Annotated in this window: 18 protein-coding genes; 4 read left to right on the top strand and 14 right to left on the bottom strand. The window is 60.0% G+C overall.

What is annotated here, in order from left to right; genetic code table 11:
- Positions 1–3: 3 nt before the first annotated feature.
- The 3 genes from RDA78_RS11190 to RDA78_RS11180 all read right to left on the bottom strand — a co-directional run bounded on the left by RDA78_RS11190 (position 4) and on the right by RDA78_RS11180 (position 4,146).
- Positions 4–1,185 carry an SGNH/GDSL hydrolase family protein gene (locus RDA78_RS11190; protein WP_434055391.1) on the bottom strand — a complete coding sequence of 394 codons (1,182 nt, stop codon included), beginning with the start codon at positions 1,183–1,185 and terminating at the stop codon, positions 4–6.
- Between the two features lie 139 nt (positions 1,186–1,324).
- A complete protein-coding gene (locus RDA78_RS11185; RefSeq protein WP_434055390.1) occupies positions 1,325–2,596 on the bottom strand; it encodes a lytic murein transglycosylase in 1,272 nt (423 codons plus the stop codon).
- A gap of 92 nt (positions 2,597–2,688) precedes the next feature.
- Positions 2,689–4,146 carry an outer membrane beta-barrel protein gene (locus RDA78_RS11180; protein WP_434055389.1) on the bottom strand — a complete coding sequence of 486 codons (1,458 nt, stop codon included), beginning with the start codon at positions 4,144–4,146 and terminating at the stop codon, positions 2,689–2,691.
- 315 nt (positions 4,147–4,461) lie between these two features.
- On the opposite strand from RDA78_RS11180, the gene RDA78_RS11175 reads away from it, so the two are divergent.
- The 3 genes from RDA78_RS11175 to RDA78_RS11165 all read left to right on the top strand — a co-directional run bounded on the left by RDA78_RS11175 (position 4,462) and on the right by RDA78_RS11165 (position 7,299).
- A complete protein-coding gene (locus tag RDA78_RS11175; protein ID WP_434055388.1) occupies positions 4,462–5,475 on the top strand; it encodes a KpsF/GutQ family sugar-phosphate isomerase in 1,014 nt (337 codons plus the stop codon).
- A 175-nt stretch (positions 5,476–5,650) separates the two neighbouring features.
- Positions 5,651–6,418: a motility protein A gene (locus RDA78_RS11170; RefSeq protein ID WP_434055387.1), complete on the top strand. Its 768-nt coding sequence runs from the start codon at positions 5,651–5,653 to the stop codon at positions 6,416–6,418.
- 26 nt (positions 6,419–6,444) lie between these two features.
- Positions 6,445–7,299, top strand: a complete 855-nt coding sequence (locus tag RDA78_RS11165) for a flagellar motor protein MotB (RefSeq protein ID WP_434055386.1) — start codon at positions 6,445–6,447, stop codon at positions 7,297–7,299.
- 740 nt (positions 7,300–8,039) lie between these two features.
- Here the strand turns inward: RDA78_RS11165 and RDA78_RS11160 are convergent.
- The 11 genes from RDA78_RS11160 to RDA78_RS11110 all read right to left on the bottom strand — a co-directional run bounded on the left by RDA78_RS11160 (position 8,040) and on the right by RDA78_RS11110 (position 22,110).
- Complete coding sequence (locus RDA78_RS11160) at positions 8,040–8,495, bottom strand: NfeD family protein (RefSeq protein WP_434055385.1); 456 nt, start codon at positions 8,493–8,495, stop codon at positions 8,040–8,042.
- Entirely contained in the window at positions 8,492–9,484 is a 993-nt protein-coding gene (locus tag RDA78_RS11155) for an SPFH domain-containing protein (protein ID WP_434055384.1), read from the bottom strand. The genes RDA78_RS11160 and RDA78_RS11155 overlap by 4 nt, the downstream gene beginning before the upstream one ends.
- 203 nt (positions 9,485–9,687) lie before the next feature.
- The gene (gene hemH / locus RDA78_RS11150; protein ID WP_434056134.1) at positions 9,688–10,779 is read right to left on the bottom strand and encodes a ferrochelatase; all 1,092 of its coding nucleotides are present in this window, start codon (positions 10,777–10,779) and stop codon (positions 9,688–9,690) included.
- Positions 10,780–11,430: 651 nt separating this feature from the next.
- On the bottom strand, positions 11,431–12,669 hold the full coding sequence (locus tag RDA78_RS11145; RefSeq protein ID WP_434055383.1) for a phenylacetate--CoA ligase family protein: 1,239 nt from the start codon (positions 12,667–12,669) through the stop codon (positions 11,431–11,433).
- Between the two features lie 39 nt (positions 12,670–12,708).
- Positions 12,709–13,563: an ABC transporter ATP-binding protein gene (locus RDA78_RS11140; protein WP_434055382.1), complete on the bottom strand. Its 855-nt coding sequence runs from the start codon at positions 13,561–13,563 to the stop codon at positions 12,709–12,711.
- Positions 13,564–13,621: 58 nt separating this feature from the next.
- Positions 13,622–14,956 (bottom strand): ABC transporter substrate-binding protein, encoded by a 1,335-nt coding sequence (locus tag RDA78_RS11135; protein WP_434055381.1) that lies wholly within the window; start codon positions 14,954–14,956, stop codon positions 13,622–13,624.
- Between the two features lie 106 nt (positions 14,957–15,062).
- Positions 15,063–16,139, bottom strand: a complete 1,077-nt coding sequence (locus RDA78_RS11130; RefSeq protein WP_434055380.1) for a branched-chain amino acid ABC transporter permease — start codon at positions 16,137–16,139, stop codon at positions 15,063–15,065.
- A gap of 3 nt (positions 16,140–16,142) precedes the next feature.
- On the bottom strand, positions 16,143–17,096 hold the full coding sequence (locus RDA78_RS11125; RefSeq protein ID WP_434055379.1) for a branched-chain amino acid ABC transporter permease: 954 nt from the start codon (positions 17,094–17,096) through the stop codon (positions 16,143–16,145).
- 14 nt (positions 17,097–17,110) lie between these two features.
- A complete protein-coding gene (locus RDA78_RS11120) occupies positions 17,111–17,917 on the bottom strand; it encodes an ABC transporter ATP-binding protein (RefSeq protein WP_434056133.1) in 807 nt (268 codons plus the stop codon).
- Between the two features lie 17 nt (positions 17,918–17,934).
- On the bottom strand, positions 17,935–19,920 hold the full coding sequence (locus tag RDA78_RS11115; protein ID WP_434055378.1) for an AMP-dependent synthetase/ligase: 1,986 nt from the start codon (positions 19,918–19,920) through the stop codon (positions 17,935–17,937).
- A 384-nt stretch (positions 19,921–20,304) separates the two neighbouring features.
- Positions 20,305–22,110 carry a caspase family protein gene (locus tag RDA78_RS11110; RefSeq protein ID WP_434055377.1) on the bottom strand — a complete coding sequence of 602 codons (1,806 nt, stop codon included), beginning with the start codon at positions 22,108–22,110 and terminating at the stop codon, positions 20,305–20,307.
- A 264-nt stretch (positions 22,111–22,374) separates the two neighbouring features.
- Between RDA78_RS11110 and RDA78_RS11105 the strand changes: the two genes are divergently transcribed.
- Positions 22,375–24,348: a C1 family peptidase gene (locus RDA78_RS11105; RefSeq protein ID WP_434055376.1), complete on the top strand. Its 1,974-nt coding sequence runs from the start codon at positions 22,375–22,377 to the stop codon at positions 24,346–24,348.
- The last annotated feature ends 9 nt before the right edge of the window (positions 24,349–24,357 follow it).

Here is a 24,357-nt window from a genome sequence, read left to right as displayed (position 1 = left end):
AAGCTATGAGCCGCTTGGAACCGCGTCTTCCAGAACGGACGTGCCTTCAACGGCCATGCGCGGGTCGTCTACGCGTCCGGGCATGGGCGGCAGCGGATCGCCCTTGACGAAGAAACGGAAGGCGGCACTGTCCCTGTCCACCGCGCCCTCGTCGTCTTCACCTCCCAGCAGAAGCGCTTCGGGCGAGGTTGTCCGCCCGGTCAGGACGATGAAGTTCGGATCGTCCTCAATGCCCTCGAACGCGAGCCCCCCGTAGCCGCCGAGCAGCCGCAGCAGCTCGCGATCGACGAAAAAGGCGACCTTCTGATACCCGGGCCACGTGAAGCCGATCCGGTCCCTTGTGCGCAGCCGGGCGTTCTTGCCGTCTACGTCGGGACCGAATGAAGAGTAGCTGCCGTCCTCGGCCAGGAATATGTCCCAGATGTCCACGTACCGGACCCGGCGGTCTTCGGTCAGCGACTGGAAAATCGAGTTCAGCTGCGTGAAATCCGCGTTGACGGTTTCCGTATTCGTGGGCGGCAGCCCGGCCCAGACGATAGGTTTCTTTTCCTGGCGTACGACACGCACAAACCCTTCGACCTTGTTGCGGTAGGCGTCGATCCATTCCTGGGTCATGAATTCGACCGGAACGTCTCCTGGGAAGGGTTTTCCGAGGTCCTGACGGCCGATCATGACCACAACGGCCTTGACGTCGTCTCCCCGGATCTTTGCAAGCGCCCTGGTACTCCAGTCAGGCGCGCCTTCCCCCGCAAAACCCGACTTGTCATCCGTGATCCGCTCGACGCGAATCTGCGGTTTTTCGGCAAAAATGAAATCAAGCCCATCGGCAACACCGCGCGCCATTCGGTCGCCGACAACAAGGATCACGCCTGCGTTCTCGTCCTTTGCCGCGGGTTCGAATTTGGGCGGTGTGCCGGCTGCCCGCGCTGGCGCCGAGCGCTTCTTGGTCTGCTGCTGGGGCTGCGGGCTCCGGCGCCGCTCCTTGTTGCCAAAGAGTTTTTGCAGAGGCGAAAACGGATTGAAGCCGCGCAAAAGACCGCTTTGCGCAACGACGATCTCTTTGTCTTCAGCTTGCTGTGCAAAGGCGTCCGGGGATGGTCCGAATGACAGGCACAGCGCGGCCACCAATGCAATCCTGAAAAGATGCATCACCGCTTTCGTGCTGAGCTTTGCCGTTCCGGCCATCAATGCCACCGCTAACTCGTGTCGGTCTTTCTAAGGTCAGGACTCATAATATCGGATGGATCCTGACCCTAACACAGATAAACCCAACAGCGCCGCAGGGGAAGCCACCAGATGCTTGTCGATTTGTGCGAGGCGGCTATCAGCCGCCCTGCTTGACCTGCCTCAGCAACATCACCGAGGCGTACCCGTCGGGCACGAGGCCGCGCGATTGCTGGAAGGCGCGGATGCCCCGTCGCGTTGCCGGCCCGACCTTGCCGTCCGCGGTGCCAACGGAAAACCCGCGGCTGTTCAGGAGGTTCTGCAGCTCGGCGGTTTCCGAACGGCTGAGCGGTTTGTGATCCCGCGACCAGTCACCCGCAAGCGGTCCGCCGCCGATCAACCGGTCCGCCAGGTGGCCGACCGCAAGCGCGTAGGCCGTCGCGTTGTTGTACCGCTTGATGACATAGAAATTGCGCAGCATCAGGAAGGCCGGTCCGCTCGCACCGGCCGGAAGCACCAGAACCGCCTTGTCGGACGGCCGGGGAAAGGCCCTGCCGTTGGACCGGCCGATGCCATATTTGCTCCACTCGCCGATCGTCAGCGTCTTCTCGCCATCGGCCAGGTGATAGTCGAAGCCGGACGGCAACTTGACTTCGTAGCCCCAGGTCTTTCCGGTCTGCCATCCGTGTTTCTTGAGGTAGTTGGCAGTGGAGGCGAGCGCATCGGGAATGGATGTCCAGATGTCGCGGCGGCCATCGCCGTCATAGTCCGAGGCGTAGGCCTTCCAGCTTGACGGCATGAACTGCGTGTGGCCCATCGCACCGGCCCAGGAACCTTCCATGTCCTGAAACCGGACGTGACCCGCCTGAACGATGGCGAGCGCCGTCACGAGTTCCTTGTTCCAGAAGCTTTTCCGGCGCGGCGCGGCGTAGGCAAGCGTGGCGAGCGCCTGGATCACGTTATGACGGCCCATGAAGCCGCCATAGTTGGTCTCCATGCCCCAGATGGCCAGAACCGCTTCCCGGTCGACGCCATATCTGCCCTCGATCTGCTGCAGGACAATCGCGTACTCCTCCAGGAGTTCGCGTCCCTTTTCAACACGCGTATCGGAAACGGCACTGTCCAGGTAATCCCAGATCGGCTTCACGAACTCCGACTGTTTGCCCATCAGGCGAATCGTGTCGTCGTCGGGCTTCATCCCGGTGAAGACCGAATTGTAGGTCTGTGAGGAAATCCCGGCGGCCTTCGCCGTCGGCCAGAAATCACGCACGAAACGGTCGAAACCCGGATCCGCCTGCGCAGGCGCACTCAACGCCGCGAGACCGGTTGCCAGGACGGCACAGCCGGCCAGCCGCCGAAGTCGGGATGTCACGAAAGTCAATCCGTGCATCAAAGCCGCCACGCTCGCAGTTCGCCAATCAAAGCTCCGCATCAGGGCCTCCTTAAGCCCAAGGGTCCGCAACCCTCATTCGTGTTCGCTTCTGCCCCCGCCCCATGAATGATCTTCGAGTGGTTACTGTACCGTTAATGACGGAACCTGACCCCGGCTTCGATTGCATTTTCCGTATAGTCGCTGCCGTCCTCGGAACTGTCGAACCTGCGGTGCGTATAGTCGACGATCAGGGCCGTGTTGCGCGTCAGCGCAAACGTCACGCCTCCAAATCCGGTCAGTGTCTTTTCTTCAATCGAAACGCCTTCGTACGTTCTGTAACTGTATCCGACACCTGTTTCCGCAACCAACCGGTCACTGAAAGCGTGCGCCACCCTCAAATCCCCCGAGTAAATGATCGAGCCGCTGGAAGTGTCAATATCCGTTGCGACAAAGTTCGTTCCCAGCCCGGCCGTAACGGTCGTCAGGCGGGACGGAGACCAGACCAGAGACCCGTCGACGACAAGGCCCGAAAGATCGTCCAGCCGATCATCCTCGATATCCTCGATCCGCCAACCGACGCCGATGTTCCCGGTCACTTTCGGCCCCGAGGCGATGCTGAGTCCGCCGCGCAGCTGATAGCCGTTGGCATCGCGCTTTTCACACAGACTGTCGCTGCAGGCTTCGTCGAAGCGGCGCAGCAGCAAAGACCCTTCAACGAACGGCGTGAACACGCTTCCCGTGTCCATGTCGAGCCTGAGATTGGCAGAATAAAGAGTGTTGTCGCGCCCGCTGTCGATGTCGTCATCAGAGGTGTAGACGCTGCGGTCGAGCCCGCCGAAGACGGTCGCCGCAACAAGACCGACGGCGCGCGTGGCGCCGAGATCAGCGGTAAATGTCTGGACGTGATCGGCCCCGGAAGCCGTTGATTCGGCACTCCCGTCTTCTTCCCGGGTATAGGTGTAGGACGCCCCCGTATCGATCCGGGTAACGTCGTTGAGATCGAGCCTCAGGTCGGCTGCGGCCGATACATTGCCGTCATTGTCGTCGGTGTTTTCCGGATATCCGGTATAGCTTCCGCGAAGGGATGCGCCGAATTCATGCCGTGACCAGTTCGAGGTAAGCGCAAAGTCCGGAGAAATCCGGTAGAGCGCGCCTGCCGTGCCGGAAGACGAGCGGGCGGTGTTGTCGGTCCAGCCGGTTGCAAGGGTAATCTGCGGCGTGAAGGTGAACGAACCGAGGCGAATTCCGCTCGGCCGGTCAAAAGTCGTGTCGCCGCCGAAGACGCTGTCGTCAACGAGACTGTCGGACAACGGCACCGAGCGGTCCACCGATGCGATCCGGTCCGAAAATGGCCGCACCGGCGCAACCTGGCCGTTCGTGCCGAGGCCGCTCGAGCCGTCTTCCGCTTCCGCACCATTGAGCGTGCGGCGCAAGGCATAGACTTCGGACTGGGCAGGGTTGGCCTGCGCGTTCACTTCGGCCGGGTCGGCCGCGCCTTCACGGCCGCCGGGAACATCGGTCCCGCGCAGATCAGGAGGCGCCGTTTGCGCATGGGACGGCGCCGCCGCAAAAACGGTCAAAGTGGCAAACAGGGGCAGTAGGCGGCGCATTCAGCTAAAAACCGGTCGATGTCGTGATCGGATTCAAACTGACGAAAGTTGGTTAATCCTTCGTTTCTTTTTTGCAAAATGACAAAGTGCAAACGCCCTGCAGTCACAGCTTTCACACAGAAACCGTCCGCATGCGCAAAACGTCCCCAAAACCAGGTTGCGAACCGGTCAAATGCGCTCTTTTTCATAGATTTGGCGCAATCTGGACCGACAGAGTGTGAAAGACGGGATTCCCGAGCAATTTCGCGGTCGCTTCTTCTTGATCCGAGCGAACGAGTATCCTAGTGCTACTCAACCTTGAAAAAGAAAGATCATATGGCAAATCCATCTCCCGATTCCCCTTCTGATCAGGCCGCCGACCTCCTCGCCCAAAGTGTCGTGTCAGCGGAACGGACCCTGGAGACAGAAATCGCTGGATTGAGCGCTGTCCGCGCCGCCTTGAAAAACGGACTGTCAGGTCCGTTTCAACGCACGTTTGAACTGATCAGCAAAAGCGCCGGCCGCGTCATTGTCACGGGTATTGGCAAAAGCGGGCACATCGGCACGAAAATCGCCGCCAGTCTTGCGTCAACGGGAACGCCGTCGTTCTTCGTTCATGCATCGGAAGCAAGCCACGGCGACCTGGGCATGATTGGCAACGGGGATGTGGTCCTGGCCCTGTCCTGGTCCGGGGAGACGCAGGAACTTGCCAGCATCGTGAATTACACCCGGCGCTTCAAGGTGCCGCTGGTCGGCATCACGTCCCGCGAAGACAGCGCACTCGGGCGGGCATCGGACATCGTTCTGAAGCTGCCGAGCGTTGCAGAAGCCTGTCCGCACGGATTGGCGCCGACGACTTCCGCCCTTATCCAGCTCGCCATCGGAGATGCCCTTGCTGTCGCGCTCCTGGAAGGGCGCGGGTTCACCGCGCAGGATTTCCGCGTCTTTCATCCCGGTGGCCGGCTCGGTGCCAGCCTGAAAACGGCCAGGGACATCATGCATTCCGGGGAAAGACTGCCGCTGGTGTCCGCAGGCATGTCCATGAGCGAAGGCATCGTGCTGATGACCCAGCGCGGTTTCGGGGTTCTGGGCGTAACGGACGAGTTGAACCAGTTGATCGGCATCATCACCGACGGTGACTTGCGGCGGCATGTTGCCACGAACCTCCTGGAAAAATCCGCAGGCGATATCATGACGCCGTCACCGAAAACGGTTGCCCCGGACACCTTGTCCGCCTCGATCCTTGAACTGGTGAACAGCCTGTCGATCACGTCCGTGTTCGTGATTGAAGACGGCCGGCCCGTCGGTATCGTGCACCTTCATGATCTGCTGCGGATCGGCGCCGCCTGATTTTTTGCCGGAGATGCACCGGCAGCGACCGGTCACAAATCCGTCAGCAGAGCCAAAAAAACTCGTATTCCATGCACTTCGTCGAAGCGCATTAGGATTTGATTAGCCATAACGGTCTTAGACTGCTCCCAAGTTTAACTGGCTTTGATGCCATAGACCTTGGTGTGTGATCAGAATGGATCTGGCGACCCTTATCGGAATCCTGGGTGCGTTTGGCATCGTGTTGACCGCTATTTTCCTTGGCGGCAGCTTCACGCAGTTTGTCGACGTACCCTCGATGCTGATCGTGATCGGTGGCGGCCTGGCCGCCACCCTTGTCCGGTTTCAGCTGTCGGATATCGCGGCCGCGTTCGTGACCGGATTCAAGGTCGCTCTTTCAGGCAAGGGCAACAGCCCGCGCGATTTGATCTCGGAGATCACAAATCTCGGCGAAATCGTCCGCAAGTCCGGCCCGCTGGGGCTGGAAAACGTCGACGTCTCGGATCCGGTCCTGGCAAAGGGTGTCCAATACATCGCCGACGGTTATGAGCTTGAGTTCATCAAGGAAGCGATGGAGCGCGAGCGGGACTTGCAGCTGTCGCGTCTGTCCGAAGGCAAACGTGTCATGAAAGCGCTCGGCGATTCCGCGCCGGCCTTCGGTATGATCGGAACGCTGGTCGGTCTCGTCCAGATGCTTGCCAACATGGACGATCCGGCCGCGATCGGTCCCTCGATGGCCGTCGCCCTTCTGACGACGCTTTACGGCGCCCTTATCTCGAACATCATCTGCCTGCCGCTCGTCGACAAGCTCGATGCGAAATTCGACGTGGACGAACTCAACCAGACACTGATCATCGACGGTGTCTGCCAGATCCGCGAATCCAAGAGCCCTGCGCTCATCAAGGAAATGCTGGTGGCGTACCTGCCGGAGAAAATTCGCGCCGAACTGGCAGAGGCGGCTTAACAGGCTAACCGGACGGGCAGGAGCACATGGCAAGGAAAAAGCAGCAAGGTGGTGGCGGCGCTCCGGACTGGCTGGTCACCTTTGCCGACCTTATGTCGCTGCTGGTGTGTTTCTTCGTTCTGATCATCTCTTTTTCCATTCAGGACAAGGAGAAACTTCAGGTCGTCGCCGGGTCGATGCGCGAAGCTTTCGGTGTCAAGGAAACCTCGCGCCGCACGGGCATTATCGAGGTCGAAGGCATTCCCATCCGGGAATACATGAAGGACATCAGCCAGGTCGAACAGGAAAACGATTCGGACTTCTCACAGGAGCGGCACGAGAAGCGCCGCAAGCAGGGCCCGGAAGCCAATACCCACGACACGCTGGAAGCCGATATCGAGAAGCCGCGCCAATTCGCGACCGCGGCCGCCTCCTTGCGCCAGGCCTGGCAGGAAATGCCGGAAATCACGGAAGTCTCGAGCAACATCATTCTCGAAGAATCCGAAGAAGGCCTCAACATCATGCTGGTCGACCAGGATGGCCGGTCGATGTTCCGCGAGGGCTCCAAGTACCCTTATGAGACAACAAGGCGGCTGATCGCGAAGATGGCACCGGTACTGGCGCGCATGCCCAATCGCGTCGAGATCACCGGCCATACGACGGCGGGCCAGCAGACCAACGATCCGAGTTACACCGGTTGGGATCTGTCAAGCGAACGCGCAAACGTCGCGCGCCAGATCCTTGCGGAGTACGGCGTCCCCGAGGACCAGTTCTTCGCCGTTGTCGGAAAAGCGGACACCGAACCGCTGTTTCCGAACGACCCGTATCTTGCTGCGAACAGGCGCATCGGCATCCTTCTGAAAGCCGAAGAACCCCCGGTCCCGCCAGGTCACAAACTCTGAAGTTCCTGAGGCTTTTCCGGACAAGCGCAGCTGATCCGGAATAAGGGAACTTCAAGTCTTCATAATCCGGGCCGTGCGCGAGCCGGGATCGGGGAGGCACGGTGCTAAAGGTTCCCGGATGCCATATGGACAGACCCAGCCTCACCGTCCCCGAATCTCACGCGTTCATCAGGACTATGCTCACTCCGATGCTCCGCTTCATCCTGAGGAGCACGCTTGCGTGCGTCTCGAAGGATCGGCCAAGTACTTTGCCATCTGGCCCATCCTTCGAGACAGGCCTGCGGCCTTCCTCAGGATGAGGTTTTTTACGTTGCGGACGTCTTTCAGGGTCAGCCTGATCGCAGCAACCGCACAACACAATCAGTCAAACATGGCTATCCAAATCCTCGGCCTCATCCTGAGGAGCACGCTTGCGTGCGTCTCGAAAGAGGGGGATTTGCGTCATGCCCTGAACCGGTCGCCGGCCCAGTCACCTCTCCCGGTGGGAGAGGTCGGCCTGAAAGGCCGGGTGAGGGATCAGAACTGTCAATTCTCCACGGACGTTTATCCCCTCACCCTGACCCTCTCCCCCAAGGGAGCGGGAAACAGGGAGAGTGCGGACACTGTCTTCACGCCTACGCAGAGCCCTGGGTCAAGACCAATTGTCCGCGCCGTCCCGGACCTGATCCGGGACCAGAGCAACCCCATGCAGGAGGCCCCGGCCCAGGGCGGCGGCCGCTGGATCACCCTCTGGATCGCAATCACTCAACCTGGGAAACCACCAGCCTGGCCCCGTCGATCGCATCAACCCGCACCTTTGTTCCCGCCGGAAGGTCCGGGCCGGTGATTCGCCAGATCGTGTCGTCGACGGAAAGATTTCCCGAGCCTTCGCTGAGTGGTTTCTGCAAGGTGAATTCCCGTCCGATGTAACGGCTGCCGCGCTGATTGAGACCGGGATCTCCGGTTTCGGATGCCAATCTGCGCATCATCCGCCGGCCGACCAGAAGGCTGACGATCGACAGAACTAGGAACAGGCTGACAAGCACCTGCCAGCTCGGATCGAAGATGAGGGCAACGACACCGACGGCGAGCGCAGACAGCCCGAACCAGAGGAAGATGCTGCCCGGAGCAACGATCTCCAGGCCGAGCAGAAGCAGTCCCAGCACGAACCAGGTCCAGGGCCCAAGTGCACTGATCGTGTTTTCAATGAGCGTCAAGTGGGGTCTCCTTCGGGACGGCCGGTATTCGGAACACGCGACGATGTGCGGTCTTCCTGCGTCTTGTCCCCGAAGGCTTCCTTGGCAATCTCGCCGATCCCGCTCAGGGAGCCGAGGAGCGAGGTCGCTTCCATGGGCAGGATCAGCGTTTTCTGGTTGCGGGACGTCGCCAGCGCCTTGAACGCCTCGACATACTTGTTCGCGACGAAATAGTTGATCGCCTGGACATCACCGGAAGCAATCGCGGCACTGACCATCTGCGTTGCCTTGGCCTCCGCTTCCGCTTCTCTCTCGCGCGCCTCCGCATCCCGGAAAGCCGATTCGCGCCGGCCTTCGGCCTCCAGGATGAGCGACTGCTTTTCACCTTCCGCCTGCAGGATTTCAGACTGCCGCTTGCCTTCCGCTTCGAGAATGGAGGCACGCTTGTCTCGCTCGGCCTTCATCTGGCGCGCCATGGCGTCGACCAGATCCCGCGGCGGGTTGATGTCCTTGATTTCGATACGCGTGATCTTGACGCCCCAGGGCTCGGCTGCAGCATCAACGACGCGCAGCACCTTTGCGTTGATTTCGTCACGGTTGGACAAGAGGCTGTCGAGATCCATCGATCCCATGACCGAGCGGATATTCGTCATCGTCAGGTTAAGGATCGCGTTCTGCAGCCCGAGGACCTCGTAGGCGGCACGTGCAGCATCGAGCACCTGGTAGAATGTGACACCATCGGCGGTCACAGTCGCATTGTCCCGCGTGATCACCTCCTGGGACGGAACATCGAGAACCTGTTCCATCATGTTCAGCTTGTGGCCGACCGTATCGATGAACGGAATGATGAAATTCAGGCCCGGCAACAGTGTCTTGCGGTACTTGCCGAACCGTTCGATCGTGTAGTTGTAGCCTTGGGGAACGGTCTTGACCCCGGCGAAGAACACCAGGATGACCAGGACCACGAGAGCGATCAGGACAATACTGGCTCCATCGATATCGATTGGCATGAATGTCTCCTGTAGACGTCTGAATTTCCGCGGCCACTATGCTCTTTTTGCGTGAGTCGTTCCAGCGCATTTACAGGTTCGGCACGGCAGGACCACCGCGCTTCCCACCCCTTTTTCAAGAGGTGTGTGAAAAACAGAACCAACGCTGCCGGCAAACCGGCAGCGTTGGTTTCAAAAGGGTCTGCAGAAGGAGACGGATCGCGTCAGAGCCAGCCGCCGAGTTCGCGCCTGACAATGTGTTCTATCACGTCCATGCCCAGTCCAGTGTCGTTGAGGCAGGGAATATGCGTGAAATTTTCACCACCGGCTTCCTCGAAGATTTCGCCGACTTCCCCTGCGATTTCCTCGAGCGTCTCCAGGCAATCAGCCACAAACCCCGGGTTCATGACCGCGACCTTGGAAACGCCGTCCTTGGCGAGTTGTTCAACGGTCTTGTCCGTATAGGGCTGCAGCCATTCCTCGGGCCCGAACCGGGATTGGAACGTCACCCGAAGTTTCTGGTCGTCCCATCCAAGCACTTCTCGCATCAGCCGTGTCGTCTTCATGCAGTGGCAGTGATACGGGTCTCCGCGCTTGAAATAGGATTGCGGAATGCCGTGGTAGGACGTCAGGATGACGTCGGGTTCGAAATCGAGCGTGGCAAGGTGTTCCTTGACAGAGTTCGCGAGCGCGGTCACGTAGACCGGGTCGTCATGGTAGGGCGGCACGGTGCGGATGGCAGGCTGCCAGCGCATGTCGATCAGCGTCTTGCAGACGACATCGTTCACCGTTGCCGTGGTCGTTGCCGAATACTGCGGATAGAGCGGGAACACCAGGATCCTGTCGCAGCCTTCGTCCTTGAGCGCTTTCAGTTTGTCGGGGATCGACGGCTGCCCGTAGCGCATCGCCCAGTCCACCTTCAGCCGGTCGCCTTCTGTCCCCAGGACCTCGGCCAGCTTGTCGGACTGGCTGCGCGTGATGGTTCTGAGCGGAGACTCGTCTTTCTCGTGGTTCCAGATCTCGTCATAGGCCTTGCCGGACTTTCCCGGCCGGGTCATCAGCACAATGCCGTAGAGGATAGGATACCAGATTGCCCGCGGCCATTCGATCACGCGTTTGTCGGACAGGAACTCGCGCAGGTATCGGCGCATCGGCCAGTAGTCCGTCGCATCGGGAGTGCCAAGATTGACCAGCAACACGCCGACCTTGCCGCTCTTGACGGGCGGATGATCTCCCGGCAGGTGCAGTTTGCGGAATTCGGCCGCTTTGTCAGCCCCCTCGTCGGCGGTCAGCGGGGTGGTCGGTTGAACGTTCATCGGCTCGGCAAGTCCCTCAGCGGCGTATCCTCTCATGCCATACATAGGCCAACCTTCGGTCAAGGCCAATGCGGCATAGCGCTTACGTGAGAGAATCGCGCCGGATCACATGCAAAGAACAGTCCGATACGTCTTGGATGCCGTTTCGTCTGTGTAAGGAGGGCGTCGCGGCTTGACGAAGCAGAGCGGCACGGATTGCCAGATCAAGTCTGGCAAGGACGGACAGAGAGGTTATTGCGTGAACATACCCGTGTGTAAGCGCGCCCGTGGCGAGGGAATGTTGCTGGATTGCAAGATCAGCGTTCGGCCTCGTCTCATTTCTCTCGAATGACGTTTTCATGCGCATCGACCTCTCCTTCGTCACCCCGGGCGGACGAAGTAAGACCCGGGGCCGGAGAGCCCGGCATGCCGGGAGGCATGGTGCCTGACAGACCGGCCGTCGCGCGACTCTCACACACTCCGGGTCATGCCATGGCTCGACCATGGCATCCATTCCGTTTCGTCTCCTTAAGAAGCGCGTCGCTGCTTGACGAAGAAAAGCGGCATGGATTGCCAGATCAAGTCTGGCAATGACCGACAGAGACGTTATTGCGTGACCATGGCATCCAATCCGTCTCGTTTGTGCAAGTTCTGAGGTTCCGGGAAACTCCCTCAGCCGTATTCGCGCTCGTCGGCGATGACCTTGCCGTCGTTGGGCAGGGCGCCCGGCGGAACGATTTCAACGTCACCCTTCAGCCGTGTCACTTCCTTGAGCGTCACGGCAACCCGGTCCGTCAGGCCATCAGCGCTTATGTCCGTTTCCACCGACAGGGTCATCGTGTCGCTTTCGCCCGCTCGGCTGACGGCGAGGCGGGCCTTGCTGACCTCCGGATGCGCCGCAACGATCTGAGCAATCTGCGCGGGGTCGACAAACATGCCCTTGACCTTTGTGCGCTGGTCCGCACGGCCCATCCAGCCGGCAAGCTGCATGTTCGTGCGTCCGCATGCCGACCGCCCCGGAATCACCTTGGACAGATCACCGGTTCCGAACCGGATCAAGGGATAGAGCGTGTTGAAATTGGTCACGACCAGTTCGCCGACTTCCCCGTCTTCCACCGGTTCGCCGGTTCCCGGACGCACGATCTCGACAATGAAATCCTCGTTGACGACCATGCCGGTCCGGGCTTCGGTTTCGTAGGCGATGACGCCGAGGTCGGCGGTCGCGTAACACTGGGCGACCTGAATGCCCTGATCCTCGTATTCCTGCCTCAGGGACGGGAACAGGGCGCCGCCGGAGACAAGCGCCTTTTTGATGGAGGAAACATCACGGCCCTGTTCCCGTCCCCGGTCGAGCAGCACCTTCAGGTAGTCGGGTGTGCCGACAAAACCCGATGGCTGCAGAACTTCGATAGCCTCGACCTGTGTGTCCGTATTCCCGACACCGGCCGGAAACACCGTGCATCCGAGGGCAATCGCACCCTGATCGAGAATGAAGCCCCCCGGCGTCAGGTGATAGGAGAACGCATTCAGCACCGTATCGCCCTTGCGGAAGCCGGCAGCGAACAGGCTGCGTGCGCCATTCCAGGGATCGACGCCCGGCGCCTGTGGCTCCCAGATCGGTCCGGGAGACATAAAGACGCGCGCGGCTTCGGACAGTTCGCCCGCCAGAAATCCGCCGAACGGCGGATTGGCTTTCTGCCGTTCCATCAGGTCAGACTTGCGAAGGATCGGAAGGGCGGCCAGCGATATGCGGTCGACGATGCCCGCAAGATCGTACCCTTCCAGATGCTCGGCCCAACTGGGCGCACGGCGCATGGCATGTGCCATGAGTTCCGGCAATCGGACAAAGAGATCCCGTTCGCGCAGAGCGGGGTCCTGCCGCTCGCGCGCATCAAACTGTTGGTCGCTCATGGTCGTCTCCGCGTCTATGGCTTCAAGGTCACTCACCCTTTAGGCCAGCCAGCGCTTCCTTCGCTTGTAATGTTTGACATTCCGGAACGAGCGGCGTCCCTCGCCGCCAACGCCCAGGTAGAATTCCTTCACATCCTCGTTTTCCCGAAGTGCCTTTGCATCTCCGTCGAGCACGATACGACCGGATTCCAGGATGTATCCGTACGTCGCGTATTTCAGCGCGACATTGGTGTTCTGTTCCGCCAGCAGGAAGGACACGCCTTCGTTTTCGTTGAGCTGCCGGACGATCTCGAAAATCTCTTCCACGAGTTGGGGCGCAAGACCCATGCTGGGCTCGTCCAGCAGGATCATCTTCGGCCGGCTCATCAGCGCGCGTCCGATTGCGCACATCTGCTGTTCGCCCCCGGAGGTGTAGCCTGCCTGGCTCTGGCGGCGCTCTCTCAGCCGCGGGAAATAGTTATAGACCATCTCAAGGTCGGCCTTGACCGCGGCATGCCCGTCCTTGCGGGTGTAAGCGCCGGTCAAAAGGTTCTCCTCGATGGACAGGTGGCCGAAACAGTGGCGCCCCTCCATGACCTGGATACAGCCGCGCCGGACGAGTTCGTTCGGCGACAGGGCCTGAACCTCGTCCTGATCGAACAGGATGGATCCCTTTGTGACTTCGCCGCGTTCGGCGCTCAGGAGATTGGAGATCGCCTTCAGGGTCGTTGTCTTGCCCGCACCATTCGCGCCCAGAAGCGCCACGATGCCCCCTTTTGGAACTGTCAGCGACACGCCTTTCAGGACAAGGATCACGTGGTCATAGATGACCTCGATATTGTTGACCGAAAGGATCGTCTCCGCAGCGTCCGCCGCCCCATCCGAACCGTTCTGTTCTACATCCAGCAATGCCATTCCACTCTCTCCTGGGATGTTCCGCCGCGCCTGGTGCGCGGCGGAACGGACTGCCTTATCAGTTCGGGCAGGGCTCGGTGCGCTCCGGCCACGGCGCATTCTTTTGCGCGTATTCGGCAGCAGCTGCTTCAAGAAGCGGGCGAACAATGTCGGTCATCGGCTCGATCCAGCCGGATGCCTGACGCCATTGCTGGCCGTCCCACTCCTGAATGAAGACCGGATGGCTGCCGGCGTGGTCGTCACAGGTGACTTTCATCGGATGCGCGAAACCGGCAAGACCGAGTTCCTTCAGACGGGCTTCGTCGAGATCGAGCGCTTCCAGTCCCATCCGCATGTCCGCACCGGTGATGACTTTCTTGCCGGTCAGTTCCTGTGCCGTGCGGATACCCTCCGCGATGATGACCGAGTTCAGGACACCGCGGTTATAGAGTGTGCCGCCGATCGAGCTGGCATCGGTCGAGCTGAGGCCTGCATCGATCACGTGCTTCTTGATGTCATCAAGAGCCGGGAAATCACTGCCGACACCGGAGAAGTTCATGGCCTTGTAGCCCTTGGCGCCTTCGCCGCCCGCAGCGGCGTCATCATCGCCTGCGGACCACCAGACACCGATGAACTTGTCCATCGGGAAGCGGATCTTCACGGCTTCCTTGATGGCGGTCGGGTTCATCGCACCCCAGCCCCACATGACCATGTAGTCGGGACGGTCACGGCGCACGTTCAGCCACTGTGATGACTGGTTCTGCATTTCCTTGACGCCGACCGGGTACTGCAGCAGCTCGAAGCCGTACTTCTCGGCCAACTGCTCCAGAAGCGGAATCGGCTCGCGGCCGTAGCCAGCATCCAGGAAGATGTAACCGATCTTCTTGCCCTTGAGGTTGTCGAGACCGCCTTCCTGCTCGCCAATATACTTGATGACGACGGACGCACCGTCCCAGTAGGTATCCGGCACGTTGAAGACCCACGGGAACGTGGAGCCGTCCGCGGCGGCGGACAGGCCGTAACCCATCGACAGGACCGGGATCTTGTCCACGCCCGCTTTCGGGATCAGCTGCAGCGTGATGCCTGTGGAATACGGATTGTAGACCAGCGCACCCTTGCCCTTCGTCGCCTCGTAGCACTCGACGCCCTTCTGGGCGTTGTAGCCGGTCTCGCATTCCTCGAGCTCCAGCTTCACGCCGCCGATACCGCCGTCGCGCTCGTTCAGCATTTTCAGGTAGTCGTGCATGCCGTTGGCAATGTGAATGCCGGAAGCGGCAAACGGACCGGTGCGGTAGGTCAGCAGCGGCACGTAGTTGCTGTCTTCAGCCTGGGCGACCGTCGGTGTGGCCAGGCCGGAAATTCCGACCCCGAGCGCAACAGCGGTTCCCAGCGCAATTTGCTTGATGCGTTTCATGTTTCTCCTCCCATGCGGCTCCGGACCATCCGGCACCGCCAGACCTGTTGCGCCATTCCTCTCCGGACCGGTCCAAATCCGGATGACGTTCAAAATGACTGGCCTCCTAGTAGGGGAAGGGCCAGACCCTGAGCTTCTGCTTCGCGATCTGCCAGAGCCGGGCAAACCCGTGCGGCTCCACGATCAGGAAGAAGATGATGAGGGCGCCGACGATCATGAACGTGACATGTTCGACCGTTTCGGCAGCCAGGTTGATCCCGATGGTACCGGGAATGAATTTCAGGAACACAGGCAGGATCCAGATGAACGCCGCCCCCATGAACGATCCGCTCAGGCTGCCGAGGCCGCCAAGGATCACCATGAACAGGATCTGGAAGGACAGCGCGATCGAATAGGATGACGGTTCCGCGGCGTTCAGCCAGAAGAAAACCATCATCGCGCCGGCAACGCCGCAGATATAGGACGACACGGCAAACGCCATGAGTTTGGTCTGCAGCGGGCGGATGCCCATCAGTTCGGCGGCAATGTCCATGTCGCGGATCATCATCCAGGAGCGCCCGATCCGTCCGCGCAGCACGTTTGCCATCAGGTAGGCGATCAGCGCGGTGATGCTGAGCACGATGAAGTACCGCACGATCGGGGTTGCCTCCGCGCCGGAGACCACCAGGCCGAAGGCTTCACGATGCGGGATCTCGATCGCTCCGGAGGCGTTGTCGTTGTAGAGCCACCGGATCCGGATGAAGCACCACTCCAGGAAGAACTGCGCCGCAAGCGTCGTCACCGCGAGGTATAGCCCCTTGATGCGCAGGCTCGGCAATCCGAACACCGCACCGATTGCCGCCGAGAACACGCCTGAAAGCAGCACCATCAGGATAACGTTGGCGTCCGGGAAAATCGTCGTGAGCTTGTAGGCCGCATAAGCGCCGACGCCCATGAAGGCACCGGTCCCCAGGGAAAGCTGCCCGCAGAAACCCGTCAGCACGTTCAGCCCGATTGCCGCCAGCGAAAACACCAGGAACGGAATCATGATCGACGTCAGGAAGAAGTCGTTGGCAAAGACCGGTATCACTACAAAGGCGATGGCCAGGATGACCATGAGACCGACCCGGTCCTGCAGGATCGGCATGAGCGCCTGGTCCGCCTTGTAGCTCGTCTTGAATTGGCCTGCTTCGCGATAGAACATTCTTTATACCCGCTCGATGATGCGTTCGCCGAAGAGACCTTGCGGCCGGAACAGCAGGAAAATCAGGGCGATGATGTAGGCCAGCCAGGACTCGATGCCCCCGCCGACGAGACCGCCCCAGTAGAGCTCTCCGATCTTCTCGCCGAACCCGATGATCAGGCCGCCGACAATCGCGCCGGGAATGGAGGTGAAGCCGCCGAGGATGAGCACCGGCAACGCCTTGAAGGCGACGATTTCAAGCGCGAACGAGACATCGGAACGCGCGCCCCACATGATCCCGGTCGCAAGGGCCACGAGCCCGGCCGCAAACCAGACGATCGCCCAGATCTGGTTGAGCGAGATGCCGACCGATAGCGCGGCCTGGTGATCATCGGCAACAGCCCGGAGTGCCCGGCCGATCCGCGTCTTGTTGAAGAAGATGCCGAGCGCCGCCACCATCAGCACCGCGATCACTGCGGCCGCGATATCGATATGCTGCAGGATGATCAGGCCGCGTTCCCCGAATTCGATGGCTGTCGAGCCGGTCGGAAGTCCGAGTTCCTCGGTGATCATCTGCTTCGGCTCGCCACCAAAGACGAACTCGCCGAACCCGATCAGGAAATAGGTCAGCCCGATGGTCGCCATGAGCAGGATGATGTCGGGCTGGTTGACCAGCGGCCGCATGACCACGCGTTCCACGCCGTAGGCGAGAATACCCATGGCGCCGATCGTCAGGGCAAGGGCTAGGTAGGCGGGAACGCCGTTCTCGTTGAGGCCGACCAGGGTCAGCCCGGCGAACACCACCATGATGCCCTGCGCGAAGTTGAAAACGCCCGATGCCTTGAAGATCAGCACGAAACCGAGCGCGATCAGCGCGTAGAGGATCCCCGCCACGAAACCTTCCCAGAGCACCTGAAGGAAGAAATCCGGCATGTCGTACATCTGCACGAAGGGATCGATGAAAATGTCGTAGAGCATCGTTTCACTTTCCCCTAGTGACTTACGCCGAGATAGGCGTCGATGACGTTCTGGTCGGCCTGCACTTCTTCGGGCGGGCCGTCGGCGATTTTCTTGCCGTAGTCGAGAACGACCACCCGGTCGGACAGGTCCATGACCACGCCCATGTCATGCTCGATAAGCGCGATCGTGGTACCGAATTCCTGGTTGACGTCGAGGATGAAGCGGCTCATGTCTTCTTTCTCTTCCAGGTTCATCCCGGCCATCGGTTCGTCCAGCAGGAGCAGGTCCGGTTCCATCGCCAGGGCACGGCCAAGCTCGACCCGCTTCTGCAGGCCGTAGGGCAGGCGCCCGACAGGCGTCTTGCGGATTGCCTGGATCTCCAGGAAGTCAATGATGTCCTCGACTTTCCGGCGGTGTTCGATCTCTTCGCGTTCCGCCGGTCCGCGCCAGATCACCTGCCAGAAGAAATTGCGGTTCATCTTCAAGGAACGCCCGGACATGATGTTGTCGAGCGTGGTCATGCCCTTGAAGAGCGCCACGTTCTGGAACGTGCGCGCAATCCCCTGGCTGGCGGCTTCGTACGGCTTCATCTTGCGCCGCTCCTTGCCCTGCCAGGTGATCGTGCCTTCCTGCGGATGATAAAATCCGTTGATGACATTGAGCATCGAGGTCTTGCCGGCCCCGTTCGGACCGATGATCGCCCTGATCTCACCTTTCAGGATATCGAAGGAAATGTCCGTGATGGCCTTCACGCCGCCGAAGGAAAGCGACACGTTGTCGACCCGCAGCAATTCCTCGCGCGCCGACGTTTCGGCAGCTCCGGCCGGAGCCGTTGCCATGTCCGTTGCAAAGGCATTCATTCGGCGGCCTCCTGATAGCCCTTGCCGGGATCATGTGTTTCCATGTCGCGGATCTCGACGGTCGCTTCGATCGCCCCCTTGCGGCCATCCTCGAAGGTGACTTCCGTGCGGATATGCTTGGAGGTTGAGCCGTCGTAGAGCGCCTCGATCAACGGTGCATACCGTTCCGCGATGAAGCTCCGCCGCACTTTCTGGGTCCGTGTCAGCTCCCCGTCGTCGGCATCCAGTTCCTTGTGCAGGATCAGGAAGCGCTTGATCTGGGCACCCGCCATCATCGGTTCGCGCGAAAGGTCCCGGTTGACCTGGTCGACATGGCTTTCAACCATCGCGTAGACGTCCGAATGGGCCGCGAGTTCCTGATAGGAGGCGTAGTTGACGTTGTTGCGTTCCGCCCAGGATCCGACGGCAGTCAGATCGATGTTGAGGAACACCGCGACCATGTCGCGTTCGTGGCCAAAGGCAACTGCTTCCTTGATGTTCGGAAAGAACTTCAGCTTGTTCTCGACGTATTTGGGAGCAAACAGGGCACCGTCATTGAGCTTGCCGACATCCTTGGCCCGGTCGATGATTTTCAGGTGCCCGTTTTCGGCAATGATGCCCGCATCACCCGTATGCACCCAGCCGTCCGGCGTCTTGGTCTTTTCCGTTGCCTCGTCATTCTTGAAATAACCGACAAACACGCCCGGGGACCGGTACATGACCTCGCCGTTGTCGGCGATTTTCAGCTCGACATCGGGCGCCGGTTTGCCGACCGTGTCGCCGAAGATCTCGCCGTCCGGCTGCAGGGTGATGTAAACGCTGGCTTCCGTCTGCCCGTAGAGCTGCTTCAGGTTGAGGCCGAGCGAACGGTAGAACTGGAAGATCTCGGGTCCGATGGCTTCACCGGCGGTGTAGCCGACCTTCATCCGCGTCAGCCCCATCCGGTTCTTCAAGGGCCCGTAGACGAAAAACTCACCGAGCCGGTAAAGCAGCCGGTCCTTGAACCCGACGGTTTCGCCGTTGAGGATCTTCTCACCGGACTTGCGCGCAACATCCATGAAGTAGGTGAACATGGAACGCTTGGTTTTGCCGGCATCCTCCATGCGCACCATGATCTCTGTCAGCAGGGTTTCAAACACCCTTGGTGGCGCAAAGAAGTAAGTCGGTGCGATTTCCCGGCGATCGACATCGATCGTGTCCATGCCTTCCGGGCAGTTGACGCAATAGGCGGCCGTGAAAGCCTGCGCCAGCGAGAACACGTGGTCGCCGATCCAGGCCATCGGCAGGTAGGCGAGCACTTCCTCGGTTTCATCGAGATGATCGAAAACATTCGCGTTCCGGGCCGAAATCGCCAGATTGTCGAAAGACAGCATCACACCTTTGGGACGTCCGGTCGTTCCGGACGTATAGAGCATCACGGCAATGTCCGATCCTTTGCCCCCGGCAAATCCCTGCTCCCAATCGCCGGCAAGCGCTGCGTTCTCCGCCTGCAGGGCGCGGCCCTTGTCCTGCACGGTTTCATAGGCGTGCAAATGCGTGTGATCGTAGTCGCGCAGGCCGCGGATCTCGTCGTAGATCACATCCTTGAGGGTGGGAACTTCGTCGGACATCGACAGCAGCTTGTCGACCTGCTCCTGGTCTTCGACGACCGCGAACTTTACCTCCGCATGACCCAGAACATAAGCCATCTCTTCGGCAACGGAATCGGAATAGACGGGCACCGGTACGGCACCAAGCGCCTGGGCTGCGACCATGGACCAGTAAAGCCTCGGACGGTTCGCACCGACAATGGCGATCTTGTCGCCCTTTTCCAGTCCAAGTGATTTTAGCCCGATTGAAAGAGCGCGGATTTCCTCGCATACCTGTGACCACGTCCAGCTCTGCCAGATCCCGTAGTCCTTCTCCCGGAACGCCGTCCGGTTTCCAAACTCCCGTGCGTTGCGCAAGAGAATTTTCGGAAAGGTATCTTCCCCGCTCGGCGACGCGCCGCTCGACCCTGCCATTATTCGTTTCTTCCCCTTGGACCGCCTTGCCCGGACTTGTCTGCACACGTCCTTCGCCGATCCGTTCTTGTTCAACCGGCGGCACTATGAGCGAAACCACCGGTCTGGAAGGCGCCCCGGTTCCGGGGTCATTCTTTCAACGACTATGAAACAGCCTGCTGTCCCAACCTTCAACCTGTATTTTGTCGAAGACGGACAGGCATCGTGTCCCGTCGCCTGCATGGGGACGCTAGACCGGCTGATTTGCAGCAATATGATCCAATTGTTTCCAATTGTTGCAATTGCGCTGCGGCTGCGAAGACCGCGCTGGTCGAAGCCGTCATGCGAAGGGCATCGCTGGCCGAGGGTTCAAGGGCCCGGGCAGACAAGCTGTGGATCTTGAGGTCAGTCGATCTCGACAATGATGGAATGCGATGCGGTTTCCGCCAGCGCCCACGCCGCGCGCTCGACAACCTGTGCGTCCGCCTGCACGCGCCCGGCGGGCACCAGCATTCCGAACTGTTGCCGGCCACTGCGCCGGGCCTGGCCGCCCGCCCAGTTCGTGAAAGTCAGTTTCGCACCGGATTGCCATTGCGCACGCCCATCGACGGTCTCAAGACCAATTGTCGGGCCATAGTCATTGAACAGCCCACGAGTTCCGCGCGTCCACAGTTTGCGATCAAACCGCACCATCTCGACCACGAACGCGTGTTCTTCTGCCGAATTGATTTCGACGAGCTTGCCGTCAAACCGGTCGAGCAGTTGCTCGATATCCGGTCTTCCGAAAGTCGATCCCATGTAGATGGCCGCGTAGAGCCTCCCCTGGAAATAGCCGTAGATCATCTCGCGGCCGGGGACGGCACCGATCAGCTTGTGCAGCCTGGGATCCGTTTCCAGGAGGCGCGTTGAGGCTTCGTCAATGAGACGCGCGGTGGCACCGGACGTCGCAAAGACGTCGACGTAGTCCAGACTTTCATCAAGGACACCTAGGGCGGATACGGTCGCACGCCCGAGATAGCCGGTATCGGGAAGGCCGTTATAGCGCTGGAAAACGCGCAGGGCGTTGAGCGTTCTGCTTCCGGCCTGTCCGTCCACCGTGCCGACGTCATTGCCGCGCGTGGCAAGCGCTGTCTGAACAGCCTTGACCTTGTCTTGCGGCAACCGGATCATGTCCAGCGCCACGCGGCGCATGTCACCGCTGATCTCCGTCCCTTCCAGGGGTGTGCGGTATCGTCCGAAAACACGATACCTCACTTCTGACTGCAAGGCTTCTTCTTCCAGCGTCTCGGCGCTTTTCGAAAGCGATCCTTCGGGATAAGACCGGAAATAGAGCGCCCAGGACCTCGGTGTATTCAGCTTGTCCGCCGCACCGTACAAAGCCAGCTCGTCATGAAGAGAATTTGGCGCAATCGCTGCCTGTTGAACAGGTTCCGCACGTTCCGCGACCGGTTCAGGTGCCTTCAAAATGACTGATCCGATCAGGGAAGAATTGTCCCATGGCACCTGCCGTCCGTCCGTTTCCTGGATAACGTCCTGACGGACACGGCGCATGACAACGCCGATATCTTCGCCGGGCGTCTCGATATGCCGGACGAGCGCCCCGGTAAAGGGGCTGTTTTCACCCGCACCGTCCAGCGCGACATTTCCAGGCTGGGTGGAATAGGCAATCAGTGTGCCGATGCCCGTCTCGACGGCTGCAAGTCCTTGCCCGACACTTGCCGAACGTGAGCCCATCGTCGCCGCAAGGTTACGCAGCAGCGGATTGTTGCGGCATGCATCGAGGATGACCAGATTTGTCCGCGGCTCTCGGTTCATCTGCCTGAGGACAACCTGCAATCCGATTGCCTCGAACTCGAGATCGGCTTCGTCAAGCAGCCGGGTTTCGATCGGGGCAAGATAGTTTTTCCCGGCAACCTGCAAGCCGTGACCGGCAAAATAAAACAGGGCGATGTCGGCCCCGCGAATAGCGCGAGCGAACTGTCTGATCTTCGCCTCGAATTCCAGGCGCGTCAGATCGATGCCTTCAATCACCTCGAAATCGAGACGCCTCAAAACCGTTGCAACCGCGGTTGCGTCGTTCTCGGGATTTGCAAGCAAGGGGGCGTACTCATACGCACCATTGCCAACCACCAGCGCGACGCGTTTCGCCATCGCCGGATGGCTGAAGACGACAAGGAAAACAAGTGCAAGCACGCAAACGATCTGTCTCATACGCAGCCCCACTCGATCCTGTACCTGTCTCCTTAGTCATAAAGACTAGACCGCAAATCCAAGCAAAATCAACAGATCGGCGCGGGGAGGTCGACCAGTGCCGCCGCACCAGCGATCAAAAGGCGTGTCGCAACTCCTGTCGCCAAGCCAAAACTTACGTAGGGTAATTGCGCCACCTCACGTTCGCGCCTATACTCGGTAGACGTACATGAAAAAATAATACAACCTATTTGCAACCAGACATATTCATGAGGGGGAGACAACATGGCCAAGCGTTCTGCCAAGCCGAAACAGGGCAAGAAAACAAAATCCCGGGCGGCGAAAAAGAAGGCACCCGCGGTCAAGGCGTCGCAACCTGTCGCCGGCCCCTCTCTTGGCCAACGTGTCTTGAATGTTCCGCGGGATGCGACCGACCTGCGCGACCGCATGTACGAGCCTTCTCTTCTTGGCCTTGCTCTTTCGATGCAGTCTCCTGCTCCGAAACTGAGCCCGATCCGCGACCAGGGAGGCGAAGGGTCGTGCACCGGCTTTGCACTTTCCAGCGCAATCACGTTGCTCAACCGCACGCGGCACAGCCGGTTTTCAGACCCGGAGGAGATATCTCCCGCGAGTGCGCGCATGCTCTACGAAATGGCGAAACTGAACGACGAATGGCCGGGCGAAGACTACGAAGGATCGAGCATAAGGGCGGCTCTCAAGGGGTTCTTCAACAATGGCGTCTGCAGCGAGGACCTGGCACCTTACGTTGAGGGAGAGCGGAACTGGTATCTGAAAAAACACCAGGCCGAGGATGCCAGAATGGTCGGCCTGGGTGCCTATTACCGCCTGCGCCCCCAGATCATTGACTACCATGCGGCCCTGAATGAAACAGGCGTCATATACGCCTCCGCGATGGTTCACCGCGGCTGGCAGCGTCCGCGCCGCGGAGACATCGCGCCCTCGAACGTGACGGAGGGCGGTCATGCGTTCATCATCGTCGGATATGACGACAAGGGCTTCCTGATTCAGAACTCCTGGGGAGAAGGCTGGGGCGGTTTCGACGGAAATCCCGGGATCGCGCGCTGGCGTTACGAGGACTGGTCGGCAAACATCATGGATGCCTGGGTCCTGCGCCTGAATGTCCCGACACCCGACTCGTTCGATCTCACGGTTCGGTCACAGGAAGACACCAGTCGCAATCTCCTGGATTCGCCAACCGCGCGCGGTCCCCGTCACGAGGAGATCGTCGGGCACATCATCCATCTCGACGACGGCAATCTCGTTGAGACCGGCAAATACCCGACCCCTGTTTCCAGCCTCCAGGAAACCGCGAACTTCCTCGCAGATGAAGAGGCGACCGCAGGACGCGACTACAAACACCTCCTCTTTTACGCCCATGGCGGCCTGAACAACCAGAACGCCTCGGCGAACCGCGTCCGCAAAATGAAGGAAGTGTTCAAGCGCAACGGCATCTATCCGATACACTTCATGTGGGAGACGGGGTTCTTCGAGACGCTTGGAGACATCATCTTTGCATCGAACGCCAAGGCGGCCGCACGTGTCGGCAGCGTATCGGACTTTTTCGATCGCGTTTTCGAAACGGCAGTGCGCCTTCCCGGAAGGGCCATCTGGCGCGACATGAAACGCGATGCCGGCCAGTCCTTCCTGGCGTCAGGCGGCGGAAGCAAGGCGCTCAACATACTGCTCAAGGGCAATGCCAAGCGCCAGCAGCCGCTCAAGATCCATCTGGTCGGGCACAGTGCCGGCGGGATTTTTCTGGGTCATCTGCTTGACCGGCTCAACTCCGTCAACCCGCTCTCCGAACCGGTTCAGTCCTGTTCGCTGATGGCACCAGCCTGCACGATCGATTTCTTCAACAAGTTCTATCACCCCCGGATTGGCGGAAAGAATGCCGCATCCGATATCGCGCAGCTGGTTCAGTACAATCTGATCGACCAGCGCGAACAGGACGATTCCGTCGGCCCCTACAGGAAGTCACTTCTTTACCTCGTGTCCAACGCCTTTGAAGACAAGCGCAAGATGCCGCTTCTGGGTATGGAAAACTTCAGCAAGGACCTCGCCCTGAAACCCGCGCACAAACTCCATTATGCAGGACGCGGCGACACGATCACGGACAGCAAGGTCCATGGCGGCTTCGACAACGACCGGGCGACAATGAACAACATTCTGAAGAGCATTCTCGGCAAGAAACCGTCTCCAGCCCAGGGCTTCCAGCCGGAAGACATGACTGGGTACTAGGTGATGGAG

The organism is Roseibium sp., assembly GCF_051016195.1.
Lineage (GTDB): Bacteria > Pseudomonadota > Alphaproteobacteria > Rhizobiales > Stappiaceae > Roseibium.
This window is presented reverse-complemented; position numbering and strand designations above follow the sequence as displayed.